This is a genomic window from Streptomyces sp. NPDC002793 (assembly GCF_040295485.1).
Lineage (GTDB): Bacteria > Actinomycetota > Actinomycetes > Streptomycetales > Streptomycetaceae > Streptomyces.
The window spans coordinates 111828-134616 of sequence record NZ_JBEOVL010000021.1 but is presented as its reverse complement, the minus strand read 5'-3'; the positions used below and the strand labels follow the sequence as shown (position 1 = coordinate 134616).

General features: G+C 70.9%; 23 protein-coding genes. 6 read left to right on the top strand and 17 right to left on the bottom strand.

The features are described 5' to 3' along the window. Nucleotides 1-130: 130 nt before the first annotated feature. On the top strand, nt 131-715 hold the full coding sequence (locus ABT001_RS21670; RefSeq protein ID WP_351279869.1) for a TetR/AcrR family transcriptional regulator: 585 nt from the start codon (nt 131-133) through the stop codon (nt 713-715). 17 nt (nt 716-732) lie between these two features. Here the strand turns inward: ABT001_RS21670 and ABT001_RS21665 are convergent, their stop codons facing one another. Both ABT001_RS21665 and ABT001_RS21660 read right to left on the bottom strand, forming a co-directional pair. After that, the gene (locus ABT001_RS21665; protein ID WP_351279866.1) at nt 733-1446 is read right to left on the bottom strand and encodes a M23 family metallopeptidase; all 714 of its coding nucleotides are present in this window, start codon (nt 1444-1446) and stop codon (nt 733-735) included. A gap of 520 nt (nt 1447-1966) precedes the next feature. Further along, the gene (locus tag ABT001_RS21660) at nt 1967-4492 is read right to left on the bottom strand and encodes an ATP-dependent Clp protease ATP-binding subunit (protein ID WP_351279864.1); all 2526 of its coding nucleotides are present in this window, start codon (nt 4490-4492) and stop codon (nt 1967-1969) included. Between the two features lie 440 nt (nt 4493-4932). Between ABT001_RS21660 and ABT001_RS21655 the strand changes: the two genes are divergently transcribed. After that, the gene (locus ABT001_RS21655; RefSeq protein WP_351279862.1) at nt 4933-5517 is read left to right on the top strand and encodes an SCO3374 family protein; all 585 of its coding nucleotides are present in this window, start codon (nt 4933-4935) and stop codon (nt 5515-5517) included. On the opposite strand, the gene ABT001_RS21650 is transcribed toward ABT001_RS21655, so the two are convergent. The 10 genes from ABT001_RS21650 to ABT001_RS21605 all read right to left on the bottom strand — a co-directional run bounded on the left by ABT001_RS21650 (nt 5496) and on the right by ABT001_RS21605 (nt 13657). Continuing rightward, nucleotides 5496-5831 carry a histone-like nucleoid-structuring protein Lsr2 gene (locus tag ABT001_RS21650; RefSeq protein ID WP_351279859.1) on the bottom strand — a complete coding sequence of 112 codons (336 nt, stop codon included), beginning with the start codon at nt 5829-5831 and terminating at the stop codon, nt 5496-5498. The genes ABT001_RS21655 and ABT001_RS21650 overlap by 22 nt on opposite strands. A gap of 145 nt (nt 5832-5976) precedes the next feature. Continuing rightward, nucleotides 5977-6474 carry an amino-acid N-acetyltransferase gene (locus ABT001_RS21645; RefSeq protein WP_351279890.1) on the bottom strand — a complete coding sequence of 166 codons (498 nt, stop codon included), beginning with the start codon at nt 6472-6474 and terminating at the stop codon, nt 5977-5979. 129 nt (nt 6475-6603) lie between these two features. After that, nucleotides 6604-7038, bottom strand: a complete 435-nt coding sequence (locus tag ABT001_RS21640) for a BlaI/MecI/CopY family transcriptional regulator (protein WP_351279857.1) — start codon at nt 7036-7038, stop codon at nt 6604-6606. A gap of 101 nt (nt 7039-7139) precedes the next feature. Further along, nucleotides 7140-7319: a hypothetical protein gene (locus tag ABT001_RS21635; protein ID WP_351279855.1), complete on the bottom strand. Its 180-nt coding sequence runs from the start codon at nt 7317-7319 to the stop codon at nt 7140-7142. A gap of 67 nt (nt 7320-7386) precedes the next feature. After that, nucleotides 7387-7986 (bottom strand): hypothetical protein, encoded by a 600-nt coding sequence (locus ABT001_RS21630; RefSeq protein ID WP_351279887.1) that lies wholly within the window; start codon nt 7984-7986, stop codon nt 7387-7389. A gap of 140 nt (nt 7987-8126) precedes the next feature. Further along, nucleotides 8127-8924 carry a type III pantothenate kinase gene (locus ABT001_RS21625; protein WP_351279852.1) on the bottom strand — a complete coding sequence of 266 codons (798 nt, stop codon included), beginning with the start codon at nt 8922-8924 and terminating at the stop codon, nt 8127-8129. Further along, complete coding sequence (nadC, locus tag ABT001_RS21620) at nt 8924-9952, bottom strand: carboxylating nicotinate-nucleotide diphosphorylase (RefSeq protein WP_351279849.1); 1029 nt, start codon at nt 9950-9952, stop codon at nt 8924-8926. The genes ABT001_RS21625 and nadC overlap by 1 nt, the downstream gene beginning before the upstream one ends. A gap of 2 nt (nt 9953-9954) precedes the next feature. Further along, nucleotides 9955-11676: an L-aspartate oxidase gene (locus tag ABT001_RS21615; RefSeq protein ID WP_351279846.1), complete on the bottom strand. Its 1722-nt coding sequence runs from the start codon at nt 11674-11676 to the stop codon at nt 9955-9957. After that, complete coding sequence (gene panC, locus ABT001_RS21610) at nt 11673-12686, bottom strand: pantoate--beta-alanine ligase (protein ID WP_351279844.1); 1014 nt, start codon at nt 12684-12686, stop codon at nt 11673-11675. The genes ABT001_RS21615 and panC overlap by 4 nt, the downstream gene beginning before the upstream one ends. Then, a complete protein-coding gene (locus ABT001_RS21605; RefSeq protein ID WP_351279843.1) occupies nt 12683-13657 on the bottom strand; it encodes a Rossmann-like and DUF2520 domain-containing protein in 975 nt (324 codons plus the stop codon). The genes panC and ABT001_RS21605 overlap by 4 nt, the downstream gene beginning before the upstream one ends. 165 nt (nt 13658-13822) lie before the next feature. On the opposite strand from ABT001_RS21605, the gene ABT001_RS21600 reads away from it, so the two are divergent. Continuing rightward, entirely contained in the window at nt 13823-14989 is a 1167-nt protein-coding gene (locus ABT001_RS21600) for a threonine aldolase family protein (RefSeq protein ID WP_351279840.1), read from the top strand. On the opposite strand, the gene ABT001_RS21595 is transcribed toward ABT001_RS21600, so the two are convergent. Beyond that, on the bottom strand, nt 14980-15138 hold the full coding sequence (locus ABT001_RS21595; RefSeq protein WP_351279837.1) for a hypothetical protein: 159 nt from the start codon (nt 15136-15138) through the stop codon (nt 14980-14982). The two genes, ABT001_RS21600 and ABT001_RS21595, sit on opposite strands and share 10 nt — an antisense overlap. A gap of 104 nt (nt 15139-15242) precedes the next feature. On the opposite strand from ABT001_RS21595, the gene ABT001_RS21590 reads away from it, so the two are divergent. Beyond that, nucleotides 15243-16355 (top strand): DUF5937 family protein, encoded by a 1113-nt coding sequence (locus tag ABT001_RS21590; RefSeq protein ID WP_351279885.1) that lies wholly within the window; start codon nt 15243-15245, stop codon nt 16353-16355. Between the two features lie 34 nt (nt 16356-16389). Here ABT001_RS21590 and ABT001_RS21585 read toward each other — a convergent pair whose 3' ends face one another. Together ABT001_RS21585 and ABT001_RS21580 are read right to left on the bottom strand one after the other, a co-directional pair. After that, a complete protein-coding gene (locus ABT001_RS21585; protein ID WP_351279834.1) occupies nt 16390-17064 on the bottom strand; it encodes a response regulator transcription factor in 675 nt (224 codons plus the stop codon). 23 nt (nt 17065-17087) lie between these two features. Continuing rightward, entirely contained in the window at nt 17088-18296 is a 1209-nt protein-coding gene (locus tag ABT001_RS21580) for a sensor histidine kinase (protein ID WP_351279832.1), read from the bottom strand. A 96-nt stretch (nt 18297-18392) separates the two neighbouring features. On the opposite strand from ABT001_RS21580, the gene ABT001_RS21575 reads away from it, so the two are divergent. Both ABT001_RS21575 and ABT001_RS21570 read left to right on the top strand, forming a co-directional pair. Continuing rightward, the gene (locus tag ABT001_RS21575) at nt 18393-19439 is read left to right on the top strand and encodes an SAM-dependent methyltransferase (RefSeq protein WP_351279830.1); all 1047 of its coding nucleotides are present in this window, start codon (nt 18393-18395) and stop codon (nt 19437-19439) included. Then, entirely contained in the window at nt 19436-20578 is a 1143-nt protein-coding gene (locus ABT001_RS21570) for an NADH-quinone oxidoreductase subunit D (protein WP_351279827.1), read from the top strand. The genes ABT001_RS21575 and ABT001_RS21570 overlap by 4 nt, the downstream gene beginning before the upstream one ends. A gap of 42 nt (nt 20579-20620) precedes the next feature. On the opposite strand, the gene ABT001_RS21565 is transcribed toward ABT001_RS21570, so the two are convergent. Further along, entirely contained in the window at nt 20621-21643 is a 1023-nt protein-coding gene (locus ABT001_RS21565) for a hypothetical protein (RefSeq protein WP_351279825.1), read from the bottom strand. Between the two features lie 126 nt (nt 21644-21769). Further along, nucleotides 21770-22750: an ABC transporter substrate-binding protein gene (locus ABT001_RS21560; protein ID WP_351279822.1), complete on the bottom strand. Its 981-nt coding sequence runs from the start codon at nt 22748-22750 to the stop codon at nt 21770-21772. Nucleotides 22751-22789 lie beyond the last annotated feature (39 nt).

Genomic DNA, 22789 nt, shown 5'->3' with positions numbered 1-22789 from the left:
ACGCACAGCCGCAATCTCATCCGGAGTCACACCCTGTCAACGCAACACCGACCGAAAGGACACGCTCACCCATGTCCGACCTGACCAAGCCCTACTAGCCGGGCGTCAAGTAAGTTCTTGGGAGAGTCGCATGGGCAGCACGCCGCAGCCGCGCCGGGGCAACACCCGCCAGCGCATTCAGGACGTCGCCCTGGAGCTCTTCGTCGAGCAGGGGTACGAGAAGACCTCGCTCCGCGAGATCGCCGAGCAGCTGCAGGTCACCAAGGCGGCGCTGTATTACCACTTCAAGACCAAGGAAGACATCCTCATCAGCATCTTCGAGGACCTGAACCGGCCCGTCGAGGAGCTCATCGCCTGGGGCGAGGGGCAGCCGCGCACCCTGGAGACGAAGAAGGAGATCCTGGTCCGCTACAGCCAGGCGCTCAAGGCCGCCGCACCGCTCTTCGTCTTCATGCAGGAGAACCAGGCGACGGTGCGCGAGCTGAGCATCGGCCACACCATGAAGGAGCGGGTCATCGCCCTGGTGGACCTGATCAAGGACCCCGAGGCCCCGCTCACCGACCAGGTGCGCTGTTTCACCGCGCTCTTCGCGATGCACGCCGGAACGATGGCCCTCAGGGACGCCGAAGGCGACCCCGACGAGAAGCGCGCGGCTGCTCTCGAGGTCGCCTTCGAGCTGGTGACCAAGGCCCATGACCCGGGGCCCGCCGCTTAGCGGCTACGGGACGCGCGTCAGATGTTGACGTGCACGGAGTTCAGGAACGAGACCGGGTTGATCGCCGAGCCGTAGTTCGGGCTGGTCCGGATCTCGAAGTGCAGGTGCGGGCCGCTGGAGTTTCCGGTGTTGCCGGACAGGGCGATCTTGTCGCCCGTCTTCACGCGGTCGCCGATCTTGACGTGGATCTTCGACAGGTGCGCGTACTGCGAGTACGTGCCGTTGGCGTGCTTGACCACGACGGCGTTGCCGTACGCGGGACCGTCGCCGCCGCCGTTCGGGCCGGCCTTGACGACCCGGCCGGTGTGCGCGGCCTCGACCTTGGTGCCGATCGGAACCGCGAAGTCCTGGCCGGAGTGCTTGCTGGCCCAGCGGCCGCCGCCGGTGCCGTAGGTGGCGCTCAGCTCGTACTTGCTGACCGGAGCCTCCCAGGAAGCGGCCTTCTTCTTGGCCGCGGCCTTCTTCTTCGCGGCCGCCTCCTCCTTGGTGTCGGCCTTACCGGCCTTCGCCTTCTCGGCGGCCTTGCTCTGGGCGCTCGCCTGCTGGGCGACGGAGTCGGCGGTGGCCGCGCCGGCGAGGGCGGCGGTGTCCGCGTTGCCCGTCGTGCCGGACGCGAACGCCGCGCCCGCACCGAACACCATCGACGCACCCAGGCCGGCGGCCACGACGGCGCCACTGGCGCGGGACATGGACGGGCGGGCGGAGTGCTGGAACGTAACGCGCTTCGACATGCGGGGGAACCTCCGGGGTGACTGGGACCCAGTGCTCGACCGGGCTTGCTCCACCTTGGTAACCCGCACCCCCCACAACACTCAAACACCCCATCTACGATCAAAAGCCGTAGTCGAAGGGGTGGGAATTCCTCGCGCTCACCGGGGCTGCGGCACCGTACGATCCACTCGGCATTTTCCGCGAAGCGGGTTTAGCCCCTGCTCCAAAGGCACCCTTCCGGGACACAGGCCAGCAAGACGGTCATATCACCCTCCTTGCCGGAGGACTCACCCACGGCAGGACCAAGGTCCCGGGACCAGTGACCACCGCTTCTCCTAAGGAGCTTCGTAGGCCTCTCGGGGCCTGTGCGCCTTGTCACCGTCGGTGGGTCGGACGCCCGTCCGTTTCGGGACCTTCGGCCCCGGGGCCCGACGCGGCGCTGAAACCGGGCATCGAGGCGTACCGCGACGCGGAGAAGGGGCTGCCCCGGACCGAAAACCGGTCCGGGGCAGCCCCTTCGACGTATCCGCGCTACGCGCCCTACGCTTCCTTCGACAGGTTCGGGCCGCCGCCCGCTGCCTGCTCGATCGGCGGGACGTCGGGCAGCGGGGACTTCTCCTCGCCGCGGAACGAGAACTTCTTCTCGTCCCCTTCGCCCTCGGTGCCCACGACCACGATGTGACCGGGACGCAGCTCGCCGAAGAGGATCTTCTCCGACAGGATGTCCTCGATCTCGCGCTGGATCGTCCGACGCAGTGGCCGGGCGCCCATCACGGGGTCGTAGCCCTTCTTCGCCAGGAGCGACTTGGCCTCGGCACTGAGCTCGATGCCCATGTCGCGGTCCTTGAGGCGCTCGTCCACCTTGTCGACCATCAGGTCGACGATCTGGATGATGTCTTCCTCGGTGAGCTGGTGGAAGACGACCGTGTCGTCGACACGGTTGAGGAACTCGGGCCGGAAGTGCTGCTTGAGCTCTTCGTTGACCTTGTTCTTCATCCGCTCGTAGTTCGTCTTCACGTCTCCCTGGGCCGCGAAGCCCAGGTTGAAGCCCTTGGAGATGTCCCGGGTCCCGAGGTTGGTCGTCATGATGATGACCGTGTTCTTGAAGTCCACGACCCGACCCTGGGAGTCGGTCAGACGACCGTCCTCCAGAATCTGGAGCAGGGAATTGAAGATATCGGGGTGGGCCTTCTCGACCTCGTCGAAGAGGACGACGGAGAACGGCTTGCGACGCACCTTCTCCGTGAGCTGGCCACCCTCCTCGTATCCCACGTAACCGGGGGGCGAACCGAAGAGGCGGGAAACCGTGTGCTTCTCGCTGAACTCCGACATGTCGAGGGCGATCAACGCGTCCTCGTCACCGAACAGGAATTCCGCGAGCGTCTTGGAGAGCTCCGTCTTACCGACACCGGACGGGCCGGCGAAGATGAACGAACCACCCGGGCGCTTCGGGTCCTTCAGACCGGCTCGCGTACGGCGGATCGCCTGCGAGAGGGCCTTGATGGCGTCCTTCTGGCCGATGACGCGCTTGTGGAGCTCGTCCTCCATGCGCAGCAGACGGGAGGACTCCTCCTCCGTCATCTTGAAGACCGGAATGCCGGTGGAGGCTGCCAGGACCTCGGCGATCAGCTCGCCGTCGACCTCGGCGACGACGTCCATGTCGCCGGCCTTCCACTCCTTCTCCCGCTTGGCCTTCGCCGCCAGCAGCTGCTTCTCCTTGTCACGGAGCGAAGCCGCCTTCTCGAAGTCCTGGGAGTCGATGGCCGACTCCTTGTCGCGGCGGACGCCCGCGATCTTCTCGTCGAACTCGCGGAGGTCCGGCGGCGCGGTCATCCGACGGATGCGCATCCTGGAGCCGGCCTCGTCGATCAGGTCGATCGCCTTGTCCGGCAGGAAGCGGTCGGACACGTACCGGTCGGCCAGGGTTGCGGCCTGGACCAGCGCCTCGTCCGTGATGGAGACCCTGTGGTGCGCCTCGTAACGGTCGCGCAGACCCTTGAGGATCTCGATGGTGTGCGGCAGCGTCGGCTCCGCGACCTGGATGGGCTGGAAGCGGCGCTCGAGCGCGGCGTCCTTCTCCAGGTGCTTGCGGTACTCGTCGAGCGTCGTGGCACCGATGGTCTGGAGCTCGCCTCGCGCCAGCATCGGCTTGAGGATGCTCGCCGCGTCGATCGCGCCCTCGGCGGCGCCCGCACCCACCAGGGTGTGGAGCTCGTCGATGAACAGGATGATGTCGCCGCGGGTGCGGATCTCCTTGAGGACCTTCTTCAGCCGCTCCTCGAAGTCACCGCGGTAGCGGGAACCGGCGACCAGCGCACCGAGGTCGAGGGTGTAGAGGTGCTTGTCCTTGAGGGTCTCGGGCACCTCGCCCTTGACGATGGCCTGGGCCAGGCCCTCGACGACCGCCGTCTTGCCGACGCCGGGCTCGCCGATGAGGACCGGGTTGTTCTTCGTACGGCGGGACAGCACCTGCATGACCCGCTCGATCTCCTTCTCGCGCCCGATGACCGGGTCGAGCTTGGACTCACGAGCGGCCTGGGTGAGATTCCGGCCGAACTGGTCGAGCACCAGGGAGGTGGAGGGCGTGCCCTCGGCGGGGCCGCCGGCGGTGGCGGCCTCCTTGCCTCCCGAGTACCCGGAGAGCAGCTGGATGACCTGCTGCCGCACCCGGTTCAGGTCGGCGCCCAGCTTCACGAGGACCTGGGCGGCGACGCCCTCGCCCTCGCGGATCAGGCCGAGCAGGATGTGCTCCGTGCCGATGTAGTTGTGGCCGAGCTGGAGGGCCTCGCGGAGCGACAGCTCCAGGACCTTCTTCGCCCGGGGAGTGAAGGGGATGTGCCCGGACGGGGCCTGCTGGCCCTGACCGATGATCTCCTCCACCTGCTGGCGGACCGCCTCGAGCGAAATCCCGAGGCTCTCCAGGGCCTTAGCGGCGACACCCTCACCCTCGTGGATCAGGCCCAGGAGGATGTGCTCGGTGCCGATGTAGTTGTGGTTGAGCATCCGGGCTTCTTCCTGAGCCAGGACGACAACCCGCCGCGCGCGGTCGGTGAACCTCTCGAACATCGTTAATCGCTCCTCAGAGCGGTCAGGCAGTAAGGGGTCGGTCCCCTCCCTGTCCTTCCGCAGCTTAGTCCCGCAAGCGGGGACCGCTCATTTCAACTGCCGACACCCGGCCCTGCTTCCCGGGGGAGCTCCCGCCCCGAACGCCGACAACTGCTCCAACCCGATGGTGCGAGACGATGTTCCCGCAGGCCAGGCAGATAGCCCTTTCGCCAGTACGCCGATGGCGAACGTGAGACGTTTTTGCCCGCGTGTCGTCCCTTCCCACTAGGGATGTCTTACCCGCACTCACTGACAGTCCATGCGGCGCACCCCCGTTTCCTCCGCTACGGGCGAACAACTTCGCGCCACGGGGCGCCTCCACGCGCCCCCACGGCAGACACAGAGAGCATCCGGGGGCGGACAGCGCGTAACCTCGGGGCCGGTTCGGCGGTTCATCCGGCATGGCTTCCCCCGTCCCGCCTCCCCGCTCGTCGCCGGAATCCCGCGACTGCGCGCAGTGGTACGCCCGCGAACTCGGCTGGGCCACGACAGGCACGTCGCCGGTGCTGCTGCCGACGGGGCTCCACTTCGACGTTCTGGAGCTGCCCGCCGACGCGGGTCACGCGGCGCTGCGGCGGATCGGGCGCACCGGCCCGGTGGCGCTGGAGGGACGGCGGATGCGGCTACTGGTGGCCGCGGGCAGTGCCGAGGAGTTGCCCGGCCTGCTCGACTGGCTGGAATGGGGCGGAATCGGTCTCGACCTGTCCGCCCGCGGTCTCGGGGGGCACATCGTGGCTCCGGCGCCTCCGGGTGGCACGGCGAACTCGCCGGGGGCCGCGTTCTGGCTGCGGCCCCCCGGATCGCGCCAGGAGGTGGAACCGTCGCTCCCGGCCCTCGGCGGCCTCGGGAGCAGGGGTGGGGATGCTCCCGATCTCGTCCGGCTCGTGGACGCCGTGGCGACGGAGTGCCACCGCGCCCGGCTCGCGCAGGCCAGGACGCACCTGTGGACCCATCGGCCGACAGGTCAGCCGTTGGCCTTCTCGTAAGCCTCACGGATCTCGGCGGGAACGCGGCCGCGGTCATTCACGTTGTGGCCGTTCTCGCGCGCCCACCGACGGATCTCGGCGGTGTCCTTGTTGCCACCCGTAACAGCGCGGCCCTTGCCACGGCCGGTCGCGGCGCGACCACCGGTGCGACGGCCACTCTTGGCGTACGGCTCAAGAAGCCCACGGAGCTTGTCCGCGTTGGACGTGGTGAGGTCGATCTCGTAGGTCTTGCCATCGAGAGCGAACGTCACGGTCTCGTCCGCCTCGCCACCGTCGAGGTCATCAACAAGAAGGACCTGAACCTTCTGTGCCACCGGATTTCCTTTCATCGAAAAATGCAGTACGCGGAAAGGAAACCGCTTTTCTCCGGAAAACACAAACCCTTGGCAGGGGTTCAGGAGCTCAAGAACACGGGAAACATGCGCGATTCGGACATAGGGTTCCGGCATCTTCCGCCGGTCACAGGTGCAGAAGCATCCGGCTGTTACCCAAGGTGTTCGGCTTCACTCGTTCGAGACCCAGGAACTCGGCGACGCCCTCGTCATAGGAACGCAGCAGCTCGCTGTAGACATCTCCGTCGACCGGCGTCTCTCCGATCTCGGTGAAGCCGTGCGCGGCGAAGAAGTCGACTTCGAACGTGAGGCAGAAAACCCGCCGGACGCCGAGCCAGCGCGCGGTCTGCAAGAGCTTGTCCAGAACCTGATGGCCCACTCCGGCGCCCTTGATGCCGGGATCGACGGCAAGAGTTCGGACTTCGGCGAGGTCTTCCCACATCACGTGGAGTGCCCCGCAGCCGATGACACGGGCGTCCTCGTCGCGTTCGGCCACCCAGAACTCCTGGATGTCCTCGTAAAGCGTCACCGTGGCTTTGTCGAGCAGGATGCCTTCCGAGACGTAGCCGTCGAGGAGGCCGCGGACGGACGTCACATCGCTCGTCCTGGCGCGGCGGACGGTGATGGCCGGCCTATTTACCGACGGGCCGGTATGAAGATCTGCGCGAGATCCGGTTTCGGGTCGGCTATGAGCTCCGGTTTGCGACTCGGCACGGTGCTCGGTTTGCGACTGCTCTGAGGACATCCCCCGACGCTATCGCCCACTCTCCGGCGGCGCTTCATCGGCCGTGGCCCCGTCATCGGGACGGCTCTCGGCGGGTTCGGGGAAGGTGGGCACGACGACACGCATCGCGTCCCGGAGGGCTTCGCGCTGCTCCGCGGACATCATGCCGAAGAAGGCGACCAGCGCGGCCGCGGGGTTGTCACTCTGCGACCAGGCCTCGTTCATCAGTGCGGCCGAGTACGCGGCGCGGGTGGAGACGGCCGTATATCGATATGCCCGGCCGTCCACTTCCCGGCGTACCCAGCCCTTCTGATGGAGATTGTCCATTACCGTCATGACGGTCGTGTACGCGATGGACCGTTCCTGTTGGAGGTCTTCGAGAACTTCCCGCACGGTGACCGGGCGGTTCCATTGCCAGACCCGTGTCATCACGGTGTCTTCCAGCTCTCCCAATTGGCGAGGCACAGCGTCACCTTAGTGCTAGATGTCTGGAATGAGGCAATTCCGGGACGGCAAAAGGGCGCACGGCTCCGGAGAAGCCGTGCGCCCTTCGTACTCAGGTCCGGTCAGACGCCCTCGGACCGCGGGGCCTGCTCCGCCGATGCGGCACGGGCGAGCGCTGCGTCCACGGCGGCGTCCTCCTTGGCCTTGTTCGGGCCGCCCTGACTCTTGATGATCGTCACGACGAGGCCGACGAAGAAGGCGGCCATCACCACGGGGGGAACGAGCGCGGATACGTAGTCCATGCCGACCAGGGTAGCGAGCCCGGCATTCCGGCCACTCCCGGGCACCCCTCGGGGCGCGTCGGCCCGCTCAGGACACGGCGCGCTCCTCGGGCGGAGGCGGAGGCGCGGGCGCGGGCCGGCGGGGCGGGAAGACCTCGGACGGCTTGGGCATCGGACGCTCACCCGGGGCCGCCGGACGGGCCGGCGCGGGAGGCCGCGACGGGGTCCGGGGCCGCTCGGGCTCCTTGGCCGCCGACAGACCCCCGGGAAGGGCCAGCAGCCTGCTGCGCGGTGCGGGCGTCACGGCGTACACGGCGCGACCGGAGAGGCGGGCGCGCACCGAACGCTCGGCGAGCACCTGACATCGCTCCAGCAGGGCCGCGGCGACCGGCCCGGCACGCAGTGCGCGCAGGGCGGCGAGGTCGTCGGGGCGGGGGTCGTAGCCTGCCGCGAGGGCGTCCTGGAGGAGCTCCAGGTAGCCGTTGAGCGAACCGGGGAGGGCGTCCCGGTAGCGGGCGAGATCGGCGAGGAGGAAGGCGCGCAGCCGGCCCGCCTCGCTCGCCACCTCGTCCACCGTGCCCGCGAGGCGCAGGCAGTCCTGGACATCCTCTTCCGGCAGGGGCGTGGGGTGGAGGGCGTTGGCGAGAGCACGTCGGAGCACCCGGAGCTCGTCCGCGCTGAACGCCATGCCGCCGCGTGATCCGTAGGGCGTGGGCATGGCGCGACAATACGTGCTAAATGGACAAAATCCGCTTAACTACTCGCTCGGCGGCGCGGCGTGGGGCACCGCACCGCCGGGTCGTTCCCGCAGGTGGACACGGGCGCGCGCTACATCCGGGCGATGTTGCGCTCGTACACGAGCCGCAGCCCGATGAGTGTGAGCCAGGGCTCGTGCTCGTCGATGACGGAGGACTCGCCCAACACCATCGGCGCAAGGCCGCCGGTCGCGATGACGGTGACCTCGTCGGGGTCGGCCGCCAGCTCCTTCTTCATGCGCTGGACCACACCGTCGATCTGGCCGGCGAAGCCGTACACGATGCCGGACTGCATGGCCTCGACGGTGTTCTTGCCGATCACGCTGCGAGGACGCGCCAGCTCGATCTTGCGGAGCTGGGCACCCTTCACCCCGAGGGCCTCCACGGAGATCTCGATCCCCGGCGCGATCACCCCGCCCGTGTACTCGCCGCGCGCGGAGACCGCGTCGAAGGTCGTGGCCGTGCCGAGGTCGACGACGATGGCCGGACCGCCGTAGAGCTCGACGGCGGCGACCGCGTTGATGATGCGGTCCGCGCCGACCTCCTTCGGGTTGTCCGTGAGGACCGGCACTCCGGTCTTCACCCCCGGCTCCACGAGGACCGCCGGGACGTCCCCGTAGTAGCGGCGGGTGACCTCCCGGAGCTCGTGCAGCACGGCCGGCACGGTCGAGCAGATCGCGATGCCCTCGATGCCGTCGCCGAGTTCGACACCGAGCAGCGGGTGCATGCCCATGAGGCCCTGGAGCAGCACGGCGAGCTCGTCCGCGGTGCGGCGGGCGTCGGTGGAGATCCTCCAGTGCTCGACGATCTCCTCGCCGTCGAACAGGCCGAGGACGGTGTGGGAGTTGCCCACGTCGATGGTGAGCAGCATCAGACGTCGGCCTCTTCGCGGAAGTCCAGGCCGATGTCGAGGATCGGCGAGGAGTGCGTCAGCGCACCGACGGCCAGGTAGTCGACACCGGCCTCGGCGTAGGCGCGGGCGGAGTCGAGGGTGAGCCGGCCGGAGGACTCCAGCACCGCACGGCCTCCGACGAGGGCGACCGCCTCGGCGGTCCCCGCCGGGGTGAAGTTGTCCAGCAGGATCAGGTCGGCGCCGGCGTCGAGCACCTCACGGACCTGCTCCAGGGTGTCTACCTCCACCTCGATCGCGAGCTCCGGGAACGCCTTCCTGACCCGCTGGAACGCCTCGGTCACGCCGCCCGCCGCGATCACGTGGTTGTCCTTGACCAGTGCCGCGTCCACGAGCGACATGCGGTGGTTGACCCCGCCGCCGCAACGCACCGCGTACTTCTCCAGCGCGCGCAGGCCCGGAGTGGTCTTGCGGGTGTCACGGACCTTCGCCTTGGTGCCTTCGAGCACATCGGCCCAGGCGCGGGTCGCGGTCGCGATCCCGGAGAGCCTGCAGAGCAGGTTGAGCGCGCTGCGCTCGCCGGTGAGCAGGTCACGGGTGCGGGTCGTGACCGTGAGCAGCTTCTGGCCGGGCGCCACGCGGTCGCCGTCCTCGACATGCCGCTCGACCTCGAACTCGTCCGTGCAGACGATGGACAGGACGGCCTCGGCGACACGCAGACCGGCGACGACACCCGCCTCACGCGCGGTGAAGTCGCCGGTGGCGACGGAGTCCTCGGGGACGGTCGCCACGGTGGTGACGTCCTCGCCGCCGTCGAGGTCCTCCTCGATGGCGACGTGGGCGATGTCCTCGACCTGGACCGGGTCCAGTCCGGCCTCGGCCAGCAGCTGGGCCAGGGCGGGGTCGAGACCGCACTCCAGGCCGTCGGGGTCGTAGCCGTCACCGCAGCCGCAGCCGTCGCCGCAGCCGCCGGACTCGGCGGGTACGCCGATGTGGATCAGCGGTACGTCCACGGGTGTGGGGCGCGGATTCTCTTCGGGCGTGCTCACGGTTACGGCTCCTCGGGGGCGTCGGCGGGCTGGGTGGGGTGCACGGGCGGGAACGCGGCGGTGGCCGTCGTGCGGACGACGGGCTGCCCTCCCGGGTCGATGCGGAGGACGAGGTGGCGGCGCCAGTCGGCGTCGTCGCGGTCGGGGTGGTCCTCGCGCCAGTGGCAGCCGCGGGTCTCCTCGCGCTCCCGGGCGGCGGCGACCAGGACCTCCGAGACGAGCAGCAGGTTGGTGACCTCCCACGCGTCCACCCCCGGTACGGCGTCCTTGGAGCCTTCCTCGGCGGCGGCCGCGGCGTTCCGGAGCGTGTCGAGCTCCGCGGCCGCGGTGGCGAGGCTGTCGGCGGAACGGATGACCCCGGCGCCCCTGGTCATGATCCGCTGGATCGTGGTCCGGGACTCCGCGGCGAGCAGGGGGACGGTGGGTACCCCTGCGGGGCCGCCCGCCACGGAGGTACGCGGGGAAGGAGCCGGGGTGACGGGGGCTTCGGCGATGTCCTCGGCGATGCGCTCGGCGAAGACCAGGCCCTCCAGGAGGGAGTTGGACGCCAGCCGGTTCGCGCCGTGCACACCCGTGCAGGCTACCTCGCCGCAGGCGTACAGGCCGGGTACCGTCGTGCGGCCCCGCAGGTCCGTGCGGACGCCGCCCGAGGCGTAGTGCGCGGCGGGGGCCACCGGGATCGGCCGGGTGACGGGGTCGATGCCGTGGGCGCGACAGGCGGCGAGGATCGTCGGGAAGCGCTGCTCCCACATCGCGGCGCCGAAGTGCCGTGCGTCGAGATACATGTGCTCGGTGCCCTGGAGGTGCATCTGGCGGGTGATGGCCTTGGCGACGATGTCGCGGGGGGCCAGCTCGGCGAGCTCGTGCCGGCCGAGCATGAAGCGGGTGCCGGAGGCGTCGACGAGGTGGGCGCCCTCGCCGCGTACCGCCTCGGACACCAGCGGCTGCTGGCCCTCGGAGTCGGCACCGAGAAACAGGACGGTCGGATGGAACTGGACGAATTCGAGGTCCGAGACCTCGGCTCCCGCCCGCAGCGCCAGCGCCACCCCGTCGCCCGTGGAGACCGGGGGGTTGGTGGTGGCGGAGAAGACCTGGCCCATGCCGCCGGTGGCGAGCACCACGGCCGGGGCGTGCACGGCGCCGACCCCGTCGTGCTGGCCCTCGCCCATGACGTGCAGGGTGACGCCCTCCGTACGGCCGTCGGCGTCCGTGATCAGGTCCAGGACCAGGGCGTTCTCGACGATGCGCAGGGCGGCGGAGCGGACCGCCTCGACCAGGGCTCGGGAGATCTCGGCACCCGTCGCGTCGCCGCCCGCGTGCGCGATACGGCGGCGGTGGTGGCCGCCCTCCCGGGTCAGGGCGATCGCCCCGGTGTCGGTGGTGTCGAAGTGCGCGCCGGTGTCGATCAGCCGGCGTACGGCGTCGGGGCCCTCCGTGACCAGGGCGCGCACGGCCGTCTCGTCGCAGAGGCCGGCCCCGGCGACCAGGGTGTCGTCGAGGTGCTGCTCAGGGGTGTCGCCCTCGCCGAGTGCGGCGGCTATGCCGCCCTGCGCCCAGCGGGTGGAGCCGTCGTCGAGACGGGCCTTGGTGACGACGACGGTCGCGAGGCCCGCCGCGGCGCAGCGCAGTGCGGTGGTGAGACCGGCCACGCCGGAACCGACCACGACGACGTCGGCGTCGATGGCCCAGCCGGGGGCGGGGGCGGCCAGCCGTATTCCGGTCATGCGGGGGCTCCGAGGGTCAGCGGGATGTTGTCGATCAGGCGGGTCGCTCCCACCCGCGCGGCGACGGTGAGGACCACCTCGCCGCTGACCCGGTCGTCGGGGACCTCGGTGAAGTCCGCCGGGTCCACGAGCGCGACGTAGTCCAGGGCGAGGGGCACCGCTTCCCCGGCCGCCTCGTCCAGGACGGACCGCGCGGCGGCCATTACCGCGGCGGCCGTCACGGTCGGCCGGGCCGACGCCACCGCCTGGGTGTCGGCGGCCGCGCGGGCCTCTCCGAGACGGTGGAGGGCGGCTGCCCGGCCCTCGTGCTCGGGGGCCGTCCGGGCGCGGGCGTGCAGCGTCTGCTGGGCGGCCAGCCGGTCGCGGGCGGCGAACAGGGCCCTGGGCAGGGCCAGTGCGGTCCGGCGCTCCTCGGCGGATAGGAAACGGTTGCGGCTGGAGAGCGCGAGGCCGTCCGGGTCGCGGACGGTCGGCACCGCGACGATGTCGATACCGAAGTCGAGGTCGCGCACCATCCGGCGGACCAGCGCCAGCTGCTGGGCGTCCTTCTGCCCGAAGAACGCCGCGTCCGGCCGGGTCAGGTGGAGGAGCTTGGCGACGACGGTGAGCATGCCGTCGAAGTGCCCGGGGCGGGCTGCGCCTTCCAGCCGTTCGCCCATCGGGCCCGCGACGATCCTGACCTGCGGCTCGCCGCCGGGGTAGACCTCGTCGACGGAGGGGGCGAAGACCGCGTCGGCACCGGCCTCCGTGGCGACGGCGAGGTCGGCCTCCAGGGTGCGGGGGTAGCGGTCGAGGTCGGCGGCCTCGCCGAACTGGAGCGGGTTGACGAAGACGGTGACCACGACCTGGCCGTCGGGGCCCGCGGCGGCCCGTGCGGCGCGGATCAGGGTGGCGTGACCGTCGTGGAGCGCGCCCATCGTCATGGCGACGGCTCGGCGCGTTCCGGCGGTCCGGCCGAGCGCGTCCAGCTCGGCGGCGGAGCGCAGCAGGGTGGCGGGTGCGGTGTTCATCGCTTCTCCCCCGGTCCGGAATCGTCCGGGCCGTGTGTTCCGTTCGTTCCGTTCGCGGCGCCGCCGTCCGACAGGACACCGAGGAGGTCCTCGGCGAATTCCGGCTTCAGCAGGCCGTGGTCGAGTGCCCGGTCCGCCGTGGCACGCGCCATGGCGAGATATCCGGCCACCGTCTGCGGGGCGTGTGCGCGCAGCTCGCGGATGTGCGCGGCCACCGTCCCCGCGTCGCCCCGGGCGACGGGGCCGGTCAGTGCCGCGTCACCGGAGCGCAGGGCGTTGTCGAGCGATGCCCCGAGCAAGGGTCCGAGCATCCGGTCGGGCGCGCCCACGCCCGCTTCGCGGAGCAGCTCCATGGACTGCGCGACCAGGGTGACCAGGTGGTTCGAGCCGAGGGCGAGCGCCGCGTGGTAAAGCGGCCGGGACTCCTCGGCGATCCATTCCGGCTCACCGCCCATCTCGATGACGAGCGCCTCGGCGGCGAGCCTGAGCTCCTCGGGAGCGGTGACCCCGAAGGAGCAGCCCGCCAGCCGCTGGACGTCGACGGAGCTGCCGGTGAAGGTCATCGCCGGATGCAGGGCGAGCGGGAGGGCTCCGGCGCGCAGAGCGGGGTCGAGCACCTTCGTCCCGTGCCGCCCCGAGGTGTGGACGAGCAACTGGCCCGGCCGCACGGCGCCGGTCTCGGCGAGGCCTTCGACCAGGCCGGGCAGCGCGTCGTCGGGGACCGTCAGCAGCACGAGCTCGGCGCGTGCGAGGACCTCGGCGGGGGTCACCAGGGGGACGTCGGGGAGCATCGCGGCGGCCCGGCGCACGGAGGCGTCGGAGACGCCCGACACCGCGACGGGGCGGTGCCCGGCGAGCCGCAGCGAGGCGGCGAGGGCCGGGCCGACCCGGCCGGCGCCGACGACACCGACGGTGAGGCGGGCGGGACGGTCCCTCGCGTCGAGGGCTTCCTTGGAAACTGATGCGTTCACGCGGCGATGGCCTTCCGTTCCAGTCCGCGGGGGGTACCGGACGATTTCTCTGCATGCTACGCCAGCGTTTCGCCACACCCCCCGACCGTCCACAGGCTGTGGATAACTTTCGGCGTGAGTGGACCCCCGCCGGGCGGTGCCGCCGGCCCGGGCGATGATCGTCCCATGGGACTCACGGATGAGCAGAAGCAGCGGAACCGCAGGCTGACCGCGTGGCAGCGGTCCGGGAAGGTGCTGGCCCGGATGTCCGCGGACCAGCCGCTGGCCGGACGGCTGGCCGCACTGGCCGCCGACGCCGGTACGGTCCACGACCCGGGCGAGTGGACGGACGTGTACGGCGACGGGGTGGTCGCCGAGGTCGAGCGGCGCACGGCGGACCTGCTGGGCATGGAGGCCGCGGTGTTCTTCCCGACCGGGACGATGGCGCAGCAGGTCGCCCTGCGCTGCTGGGCCGGGCGTACGGGCAGTCCGGTCGTCGCCCTGCATCCGCTCTCCCACCCCGAGGTGCACGAGCGCGACGCGCTCTCCTCGGTGAGCGGGCTGCGCACGGTGCGTCCGACGACCGCGCCCCGGCAGTTCACGGCGGACGAGATCCGGGACTTCCCCGAGCCGTTCGGCACGCTGATGCTGGAGCTGCCGCTGCGTGACGCCGGTTTCGTCCTGCCGTCCTGGGAGGAGCTGGAGGCCGTCGTGGCCGCCGCCCGGGAGCGGGACGCGGTGGTGCATCTGGACGGGGCGCGTCTCTGGGAGTGCACGCCGCACTTCGGGCGCGGTCTGCCGGAGATCGCGGCGCTCGCCGACAGTGTGTACCTCTCGTTCTACAAGTCCCTGGACGGGCTGTCCGGAGCGGTGCTGGCCGGCCCGGAAACGCTGGCCGAGGAGGCGAGGACCTGGCGCCACCGGTACGGCGGTCAGGTCTTCCAGCAGTATCCGGCGGCACTCTCCGCCCTGCTGGGCCTCGAGCGGGAGCTGCCGAGACTGCCCTCGTACGTCGCCCACGCGAAGGTGGTCGCCGCGGCACTGGCCGAGGGCTTCGCCGAGTCGTCGGTGCCGTGGTTCCGGGTGAACCCCGAGCCGCCGCACACGCACCAGTTCCAGGTCTGGCTGCCCTGGACCGCGGAGGTCCTCGACGAGGCGTCGGTCCGGCAGGCCGAGGAGACGGGCGTAGCCCTCTTCCGCCGCTGGTTCGCGGCTCCGACGGGTCCGCCCGGCCTCGCGTGCACCGAGGTCACGGTGGCGTCGGACGGGCTGGGGTGGACGGCCGGGGATGTGCGCGACGCGGTGGCCGGGTTCGTGGCGCGGCTCAGGGAGCAGGCGCCGCCTCAGGCGTAGGGAGGGCGGTGGGCGGCGGCCCAGGCGCGGATACGCCGGCGGATGGTGCGCAGAACCTCCTGGTCGTGCGAGCCGGGCAGCGGGGGCGGTACCTCGCCGTGCCGCGCGGCGCGGAAGCTGTCGAGCATGTGCTGCTGAACGATGTCCATGGATCCAGCCTCGTCCCCGCCCGGCGGGTCCGCCCGTGGATTGACGGCTGCCGTCAAGTGACATCGGAGCCCGCGCCCGCACCCGGCACCATGGAGGGGTGAGCGTGCACATAGACATCGCGGGCCTGCCCCTCGAACGCGTGGTTTTCGAGACCTCTCCCCTCGCCGAGCTGGGGCTCGCCCTGCACGCGCTCTCCGAGCCCGGGCACCACCCGGGCCTGCACGGCTGGGCCACCGCGACCTCCGCGGCCCTGGAGCCGGACCTCGCGGACCGGCTGCACGAGGCGGAGTTCCTGTGGCGCAACATCTTCTCCGACGTCTTCATGCCGTTCGCCGGTGTCCGCGGCGGGGACGGCAGGACCGGCTCGACGCTCACCAAGGACCTGGACATCCTGGACCGGCTCGACGACGAACGGTTCGTGTCTGCCGCCCTGGAGTTCAGCTGCACGGGCCTGCACGGGACCGGGGGCCCCTTCCCGCTCGGCGACGCCGCGATGCGGACCCGCGCGCTCGACATGGCATCGGCCAGGGGCCCGAAGCAGCTGGCCTTCACCCAGCAGCTGCTGGCCGATCCCGTCTCCGTACGCGGCTGGGTGCGGCGCCTCTTCGAGGACTGCGACCACGCCTTCTTCGCCGACACCTGGCGGCGGACCCAGGTCCAGCTGGCCGCCGACGCCCGGCACAAGACCGAGGTGCTGCGGCGCAAGGGCCTCGGCGCGGCCCTGGGCGCGGTCTCCGCGGCCCTGTCGCTGGACGCGGAGACGGACAGGATCGTCGTCGACAAGCTGACCACGGGCCGGACCGAGGCCAAGGGCTCGGCCGCGGGCGTCGGTCTCACCCTCATCCCCACCAGCTTCGGCTGGCCGCACCTGACGGTGCTGCACGCCCCCGGCTGGCGTCCCGTGATCCACTACCCGGTGCACCGCCCCGAACTGCCCTCCCCCGCCTCCGTCGAGCTGCTCCAGCTCCGGATGGAGGCACTCGCCCACCCCATGCGGATGCGGATCTGCCGCAACCTGGCCCGCTCCCCGTACACCACGGGCGAGCTGGCCGACTCGCACGGCATCACGCCCCCCGAGGTCTCCCGCCACCTGGCGCTGCTCAAGAAGGCCGGCCTGATCACCACCCGTCGGCGGGGCCGTTACGTCCTGCACTCGCTGGACCTGACGGTCGTGGCCCGCCTGGGCAGCGACTTCCTGGAGGGTGTCCTGCGCTGAGCGGCCCACGGGGCCGCCGCCGTGCGGGGCGCGGTCAGCCTCCCTGACCGCCGGCCCTGACCAGCCCCGTCTCGTATGCGAGGACGACCACCTGGACGCGGTCGCGCAGTCCCAGTTTGGTGAGGATGCGGCCCACGTGGGTCTTCACGGTCGCTTCGGACAGCACCAGGCGGCCCGCGATCTCGCCGTTCGACAGGCCCTGGGCGACCAGCAGCATCACCTCGCGCTCCCGCTCGGTCAGCTTCTCGACCCGCTTGTGCTGCGGCTCCTTCTTGCCGCTCGGCAGCATCGGGGAGAACCGGTCGAGCAGTCTGCGGGTCGTGGACGGCGCCACGACCGCGTCCCCGCTGTGCACCGCGCGGATGGCGGAGAGCAGCTCGCCCGGCGGCACGTCCTTGAGCATGAAACCGCTCGCACCGGCCTTCAGACCGGAGAACGCGTACTCGTCCAGGTCGAACGTGGTCAGGATCAGCACCTTGGGCGGATCCTGCTGCGCGCAGATGCGCCGGGTCGCCTCGACGCCGTCCATCCGGGGCATGCGGACGTCCATCAGCACCACGTCGACGGCCGTGGACCTCAGCACCTCGATCGCCTCGGCCCCGTCGCCGGCCTCCGCGACGACCTCCATGTCCGGCTGGGCGGCGAGCACCATCCGGAAGCCGGTGCGCAGCAGCACCTGGTCGTCGACGAGCATCACTCGGATCGCCATGCGGTGGTGTCCTGTTCCTGTCGTCACTGATGGGCCGGCTTGAGCGGGAGCAGCGCGCTGATCCGGAAACCGCCGCCCTGGCGAGGGCCCGCGTCCAGCGTGCCGCCGACCATGCCGACCCGCTCGCGCATACCGATCATCCCCTGCCCCGCGCCGTCGGCGCCGCCGTCCGCGTAGAGCTCGTGCGGGGCGCCTCGGCCGTCGTCCTCGACCAGGAGGCCCAGACCGTCGTCGAAGTAGACCAGCCGTACGCTCGCCCCGGCGTCCGGACCGCCGTGCTTGCGGGTGTTGGTGAGGGCTTCCTGGACGATGCGGTACGCGGTCAGCTCGACCCCGCTCGGCAGCGGACGCGGGGTTCCCTCGATCTTGAAGTCCACCGCGAGGCCGGTCTCCCTGACCTTGCCGACGAGCTCCTCGATCTGCCCGACGTCGGGCTGGGGGACGTACTCCCCGCTCTCCTGCGCATCGCCCGTCCTGAGCACTCCGAGCAGCCGCCGCATCTCGGCCAGCGCCTGCCGGCCCGTGCCGGAGATGGTCTCCAGTGCCTGCTTGGCCTGCTCGGGAGACGTGTCCATCACGTACGCGGCGCCGTCCGCCTGCACCACCATCACCGAGACGTTGTGCGCGACGACGTCGTGCAGCTCGCGGGCGATACGGGCCCGCTCGGCGGCCACGGCGACCTTCGACTGCGCCTCGCGCTCCCGCTCCAGCCGGGCGGCCCGCTCCTCCAGCTGACTGAAGTAGGCCCGCCGGGTGCGTATCGAATCACCGAGCACCCAGGCCAGGACGAAGGGCACGGTCATGATGACGACGTAGCCGGCCGTATGGACCCAGCCACCCGTGGGGGCGTCGTCGGACCAGCGCAGCCGCGAGAGCCCCGCCGCGATCAGGCTGCACCCGAGGGCGAGCCGGGACGCCCAGCGCTCCCCCACCGTGGCCACGGTGTACGTGATCACCAGCAGGGCGAAGTCCGGCACGTCCGGCCGCACCCCGAACAGCAGTTGCGCGAGCCCCATCACGATCCCGAGCAGCAGCATCTTCTCCGGTGCGCGGCGGCGCAGCGCGACCACCGCACACAGGCCGACGGCGATCGGCACGGCGGCGACACGCTCCCGGCCGGCGCCGACCTGGCCGGCCACGATGGACACGCCGGAGAACCCGAGGAGGAGGACAGCCCAGAAGGTGTCGACGCCCGTCGGGTGTCTGCGGAGGAAATCGTAGAAGCGCTGCACGTTACCCAGCGTAGGGACAGCTGATCGGTACCCGGGTCAGCCGAAGGGCCGATCCGGATCCTGGGACCGTACTCCCCAAGGTGGAGACTTGCCTACGTGACGTATGACTGGTGCCGCTGGCGGGAAGCCGCAGAGACCGCTTTGTACGGGGAAGACGGGTTCTACCGGCGCCCCGAGGGCCCCGCCGGCCATTTCCGCACCTCGGTGCACGCCTCCCCGCTGTTCGCCACCGCCGTCGCCCGGCTGCTGGCCGGCACGGCACGGGAGCTGGGCACGGACTCGGTCGACCTGGTGGACATGGGGGCGGGCCGCGGCGAGCTGCTGACCGGGGTACTCGCGGCGCTGGAGGACGGGACACTGGCCCCCGGCCTCGCCGTACGGGCGTACGCCGTGGAGCTCGCCCCGCGCCCGCCCGGCCTGGACCCCGCCGTCGAGTGGTGCGCAGAACCCCCGCCGGGCGTACGGGGGCTGCTGTTCGCCAACGAATGGCTGGACAACGTCCCGACGGACATCGCCGAGGCCGACGCGGACGGCATTCCCCGCTACGTCCTGGTCAGGAGGGCCGACGGCACGGAGCGGCTCGGTGACGCGGTGACCGGGGCGGACGCCCGGTGGCTGGACCGCTGGTGGCCGCTGTCCGGGCCCGGTGACCGTGCGGAGATCGGCCGGCCGCGCGACGAGGCCTGGGCCCGGGCCGTCGCCGGGCTGTCCGGCGGGACCGCGGTGGCGGTGGATTACGCGCATGTACGGGCGTCCCGGCCGCCGTTCGGGACGCTGACCGGATTCCGGGGCGGCCGCGAGGTGCCGCCCGTGCCCGACGGGAGCTGCGACCTGACCTCGCACGTGGCACTGGACGCCTGCGCGGCGGCGGCGGACGGAACGGCCGAGCTCCTGGACCAGCGGGCGGCACTGCGCGAACTGGGGATCAGCGGCGAACGCCCGCCGCTGGCACGCGCCTCGTCCGATCCGGTCGGCTATGTGCGGGCCCTCGCTACGGCGGGGGAGGCCGCCGAGCTGACGGCGCGCGGCGGGCTGGGCGACTTCGGCTGGCTGCGGCATCGCGTCCCGGATCGCGCGGAGGGAAACCGCGAGGAGGAACAGCACGAGGGAGGCCGGCCCGAGGAGGGATACTGTCCCGCATGACGGAGACGACGATCGGCATCGGCGGCGCGGCGGAGAGCACCGACATGGTGCTGAACATCGGCCCGCAGCACCCCTCCACCCATGGTGTGCTCCGGCTGCGGCTCGTCCTGGACGGCGAACGGATCCAGCAGGCCGAACCCGTCATCGGCTATATGCACCGGGGCGCCGAGAAGCTCTTCGAGGCCAGGGACTACCGGCAGATCATCATGCTCGCCAACCGCCACGACTGGCTGTCGGCGTTCTCCAACGAGCTCGGGGTCGTCATGGCCGTCGAGCGGATGCTCGGCATGGAGGTCCCGGAGCGCGCCGTCTGGACGCGGACGCTGCTGGCGGAGCTCAACCGGGTCCTCAACCATCTGATGTTTCTCGGCTCCTACCCCCTCGAACTCGGCGGGATCACGCCGATGTTCCACGCGTTCCGTGAGCGCGAGGAGCTCCAGGCGGCGATGGAGGAGGTCTCCGGCGGCCGGATGCACTACATGTTCAACCGGGTCGGCGGCCTCAAGGAGGACCTGCCCGCGGGCTGGCTCGGCCGGGCCAGGGACGCGGTGGCGTCCGTCCGCTCACGGATGGACGTGTACGACCGGCTGGTGCTCGGCAACGAGATCTTCCGGGGCCGCACCCGCGGGGTGGGCGTCCTGTCCGCCGAGGCCGTGCACGCCTACGGGGTCTCCGGACCGATCGCCCGGGCCTCCGGGGTCGACTTCGACCTGCGGCGCGACGAGCCGTACCTGGCGTACGGGGAGCTGCGGGACACGCTGAAGGTGGTCACGCGGACCGAGGGCGACTGCCTGGCCCGCTTCGAATGCCTGCTGGAGCAGACGCACAACGCGCTGGACCTCGCCGACGCCTGCCTGGACCGGATGGCCGACCTGCCGCCCGGGCCCATCAACCAGCGGCTGCCCAAGGTGCTGAAGGCCCCCGAGGGCCACACCTACGCGTGGACCGAGAACCCGCTGGGCATCAACGGCTACTACCTGGTGTCCACCGGCGAGAAGACCCCGTACCGGCTGAAGCTGCGCTCCGCCTCGTTCAACAACATCCAGGCGCTCACCGAGCTGCTGCCGGGCACGCTCGTCGCCGACATGGTGGCGATCCTGGGCTCGCTCTTCTTCGTCGTCGGGGACATCGACAAGTAGGCCCGCACCGCCGGAACCTGCTCGCCGTGGACCCCGCGAGGGCTACGAGGAGATCGCGCTGCGGAGCTCGACGACGTCCATCTGCTCGGTCTCGTCGTGCGCCGTCAGGTCGATGACCTTCCCGACGGCACGGTTCCCGGCCGCGCTCGTACGGTGCGCCGCGAGTGCCTCCTCGCCCACCACGTCCGCGAGGTCCTCGTTCTGCACGGACTCGATCGCGGCGTCCGCCTTCTGCGTACCGAAGAAGTCGAAGCTTCCCTGCGGCACGAGGTGACGGCGCGCCGCGTCGTAAGGAACGACGGCGGACGCCGCGGGCACGGCACGGGGCGGACGTACGGGCGACAGCTTCGGCGCGGGACGGTCGGCCTGTGGACGGCGGTGCTGGAGGTCCCCCGTTCCGGCGACCGCCGCGTGCTTCCCCGTGGGGCCGTCGCCCTCCGGGTCCCGGTCCGCGGACCGCTCGGCGAGGTCACGCTGCCGGGCCGACTCGGCCGTACGGCGGGCCTCCTGGAGCGCGGCGTTCCGGGGCAGGTCCCGCAACGCCTGGGCGGCGCGCAGATAGGAGCCCGGCGTCGGCGTGGACCGCGCCGGAAGCAGTTCACGCGGCCCGGACGCCTCGATGGCGAGCTGCCTGCGGCCCTCCAGTGCGCTCGCCCGCTCCGTCTCGGCGTTGGCGTACCGCCGCAGCAGCGCGGCGTGTTCGCCCCGGAGCCCGGCGAGCTCCACGCGCTTGCGGCGCAGTCTGGTCTCCAGCCGGGTACGCATTTCCCGTGATTCCTCGAGGTCCGCCTCGAGTTCGGCTATGCGCTCCTCCGCCTTCCACTCGTCGCCGGCCCTGGCTCGGGTCAGCTCCGCGACGCGCAGCCCCGCGGCCCGGTCCCAGCCACGCATCAGACAGGCACCGGTGACGGCGGCGGCCGCCGTCACCGCCACCAGGGCGCGCAGCGGCAGGGGCTCCGCGAGGAACCAGGCGCCCGCGGCGCAGAGGACCGGAACTCCGGCCACCACGACGGGAGGCAGGATTCTGTGGAGGGGCGGCGAATGGCGGTGGCGTCCTCGTGGCATGGCTCGAAATTTACCGTGCGTGCGAGTCACTTGGGAGGTCACCCGGCAATCTGTTCCCCGCCGGTTACCTGATGACCGGCCGTCCGGACCGGACCGACCTCCCAAGTGGCCTTCGTGTACGCCTTTTTACTTCTTGATCAGCCCCTTCGACCGGAGATAGTCCCCGGCCGCATCGGCGGGCTTGGCACGCTCCGCGTCAACCTTGCGGTTCAGTTCCGCGAGGTCCTCCGTGGTGAGTACGTCGGTGAGCTTCCCGAGCGCCTCGGCGATCTCCGGCGCGGCAGCGTCCTCGGCATTGAGAACCGGAAGGACGTTGTCCGCGTTCTGCAGCTTCTTGTCGTCCTCCAGGAACACCAGACCGTAGGAGTCGAGCACCGCGTCCGTGGTGGTCGTGAGGACCAGTTGGTCCTTGCCGTCCTTGACCGCCTGCTTGGACTGCGGTGTGCCGACCCCCTTGGGATCGATCCCGGTGACGTCGATGCCGTACGTGTTCTTCAGTCCGGGTGCGCAGAACGGGCGTACCTCGCACTCGTCACCCGCGGCGATCTTCACTTTGATCTTGGAACTGCCGAGATCGGAAAGCGTACGGAGGTTGTTCTTCTCGGCGAATTCCTTGGAAACGGCGAAGGCGTTCTGGTCGACGGCCTTGCCCGCCGGGAGGACCTTCAGCCCGAGGGGGGTGGCGAGCTTCTCCAAGGCGGCGACGGTGGCCGCCACATCACCCGAGGCGACCGGCTTCGCCTCCGCCTCCTTCGCTCCGTTGACCTTGGCGTTGAGGAATTCCGCGAGCGTCGCCGCGTATTCCGGGACGACGTCGATCTCGCCCTTCTCCAACGAGGGTTCGTACAGTTCGCGGTTCTTCACCGTGGTGACCGAGGTGTCGTATCCGGCGCCGCCCAGGACCTGGGCGTACAGCTCGGCGAGCACCTTGGACTCGGTGAAGCCGGCGGCGCCCACGACGAGCGAGCCCTTCCCGGAACCGGCGCCTGCCTCCGTGCCGGAACCGCTCTTCTCCTTCTCCAGGCTGTCGCCGCCGCAGGCGGCGAGCGCCCCTGCCAGCGCGACCGCTCCGATGACCGCACCCGCTATGCGCGAGGTCCTGCCCATGCTGTTCTCCGTCCGCGAAAAAGGGTGTGCACAGTCCGG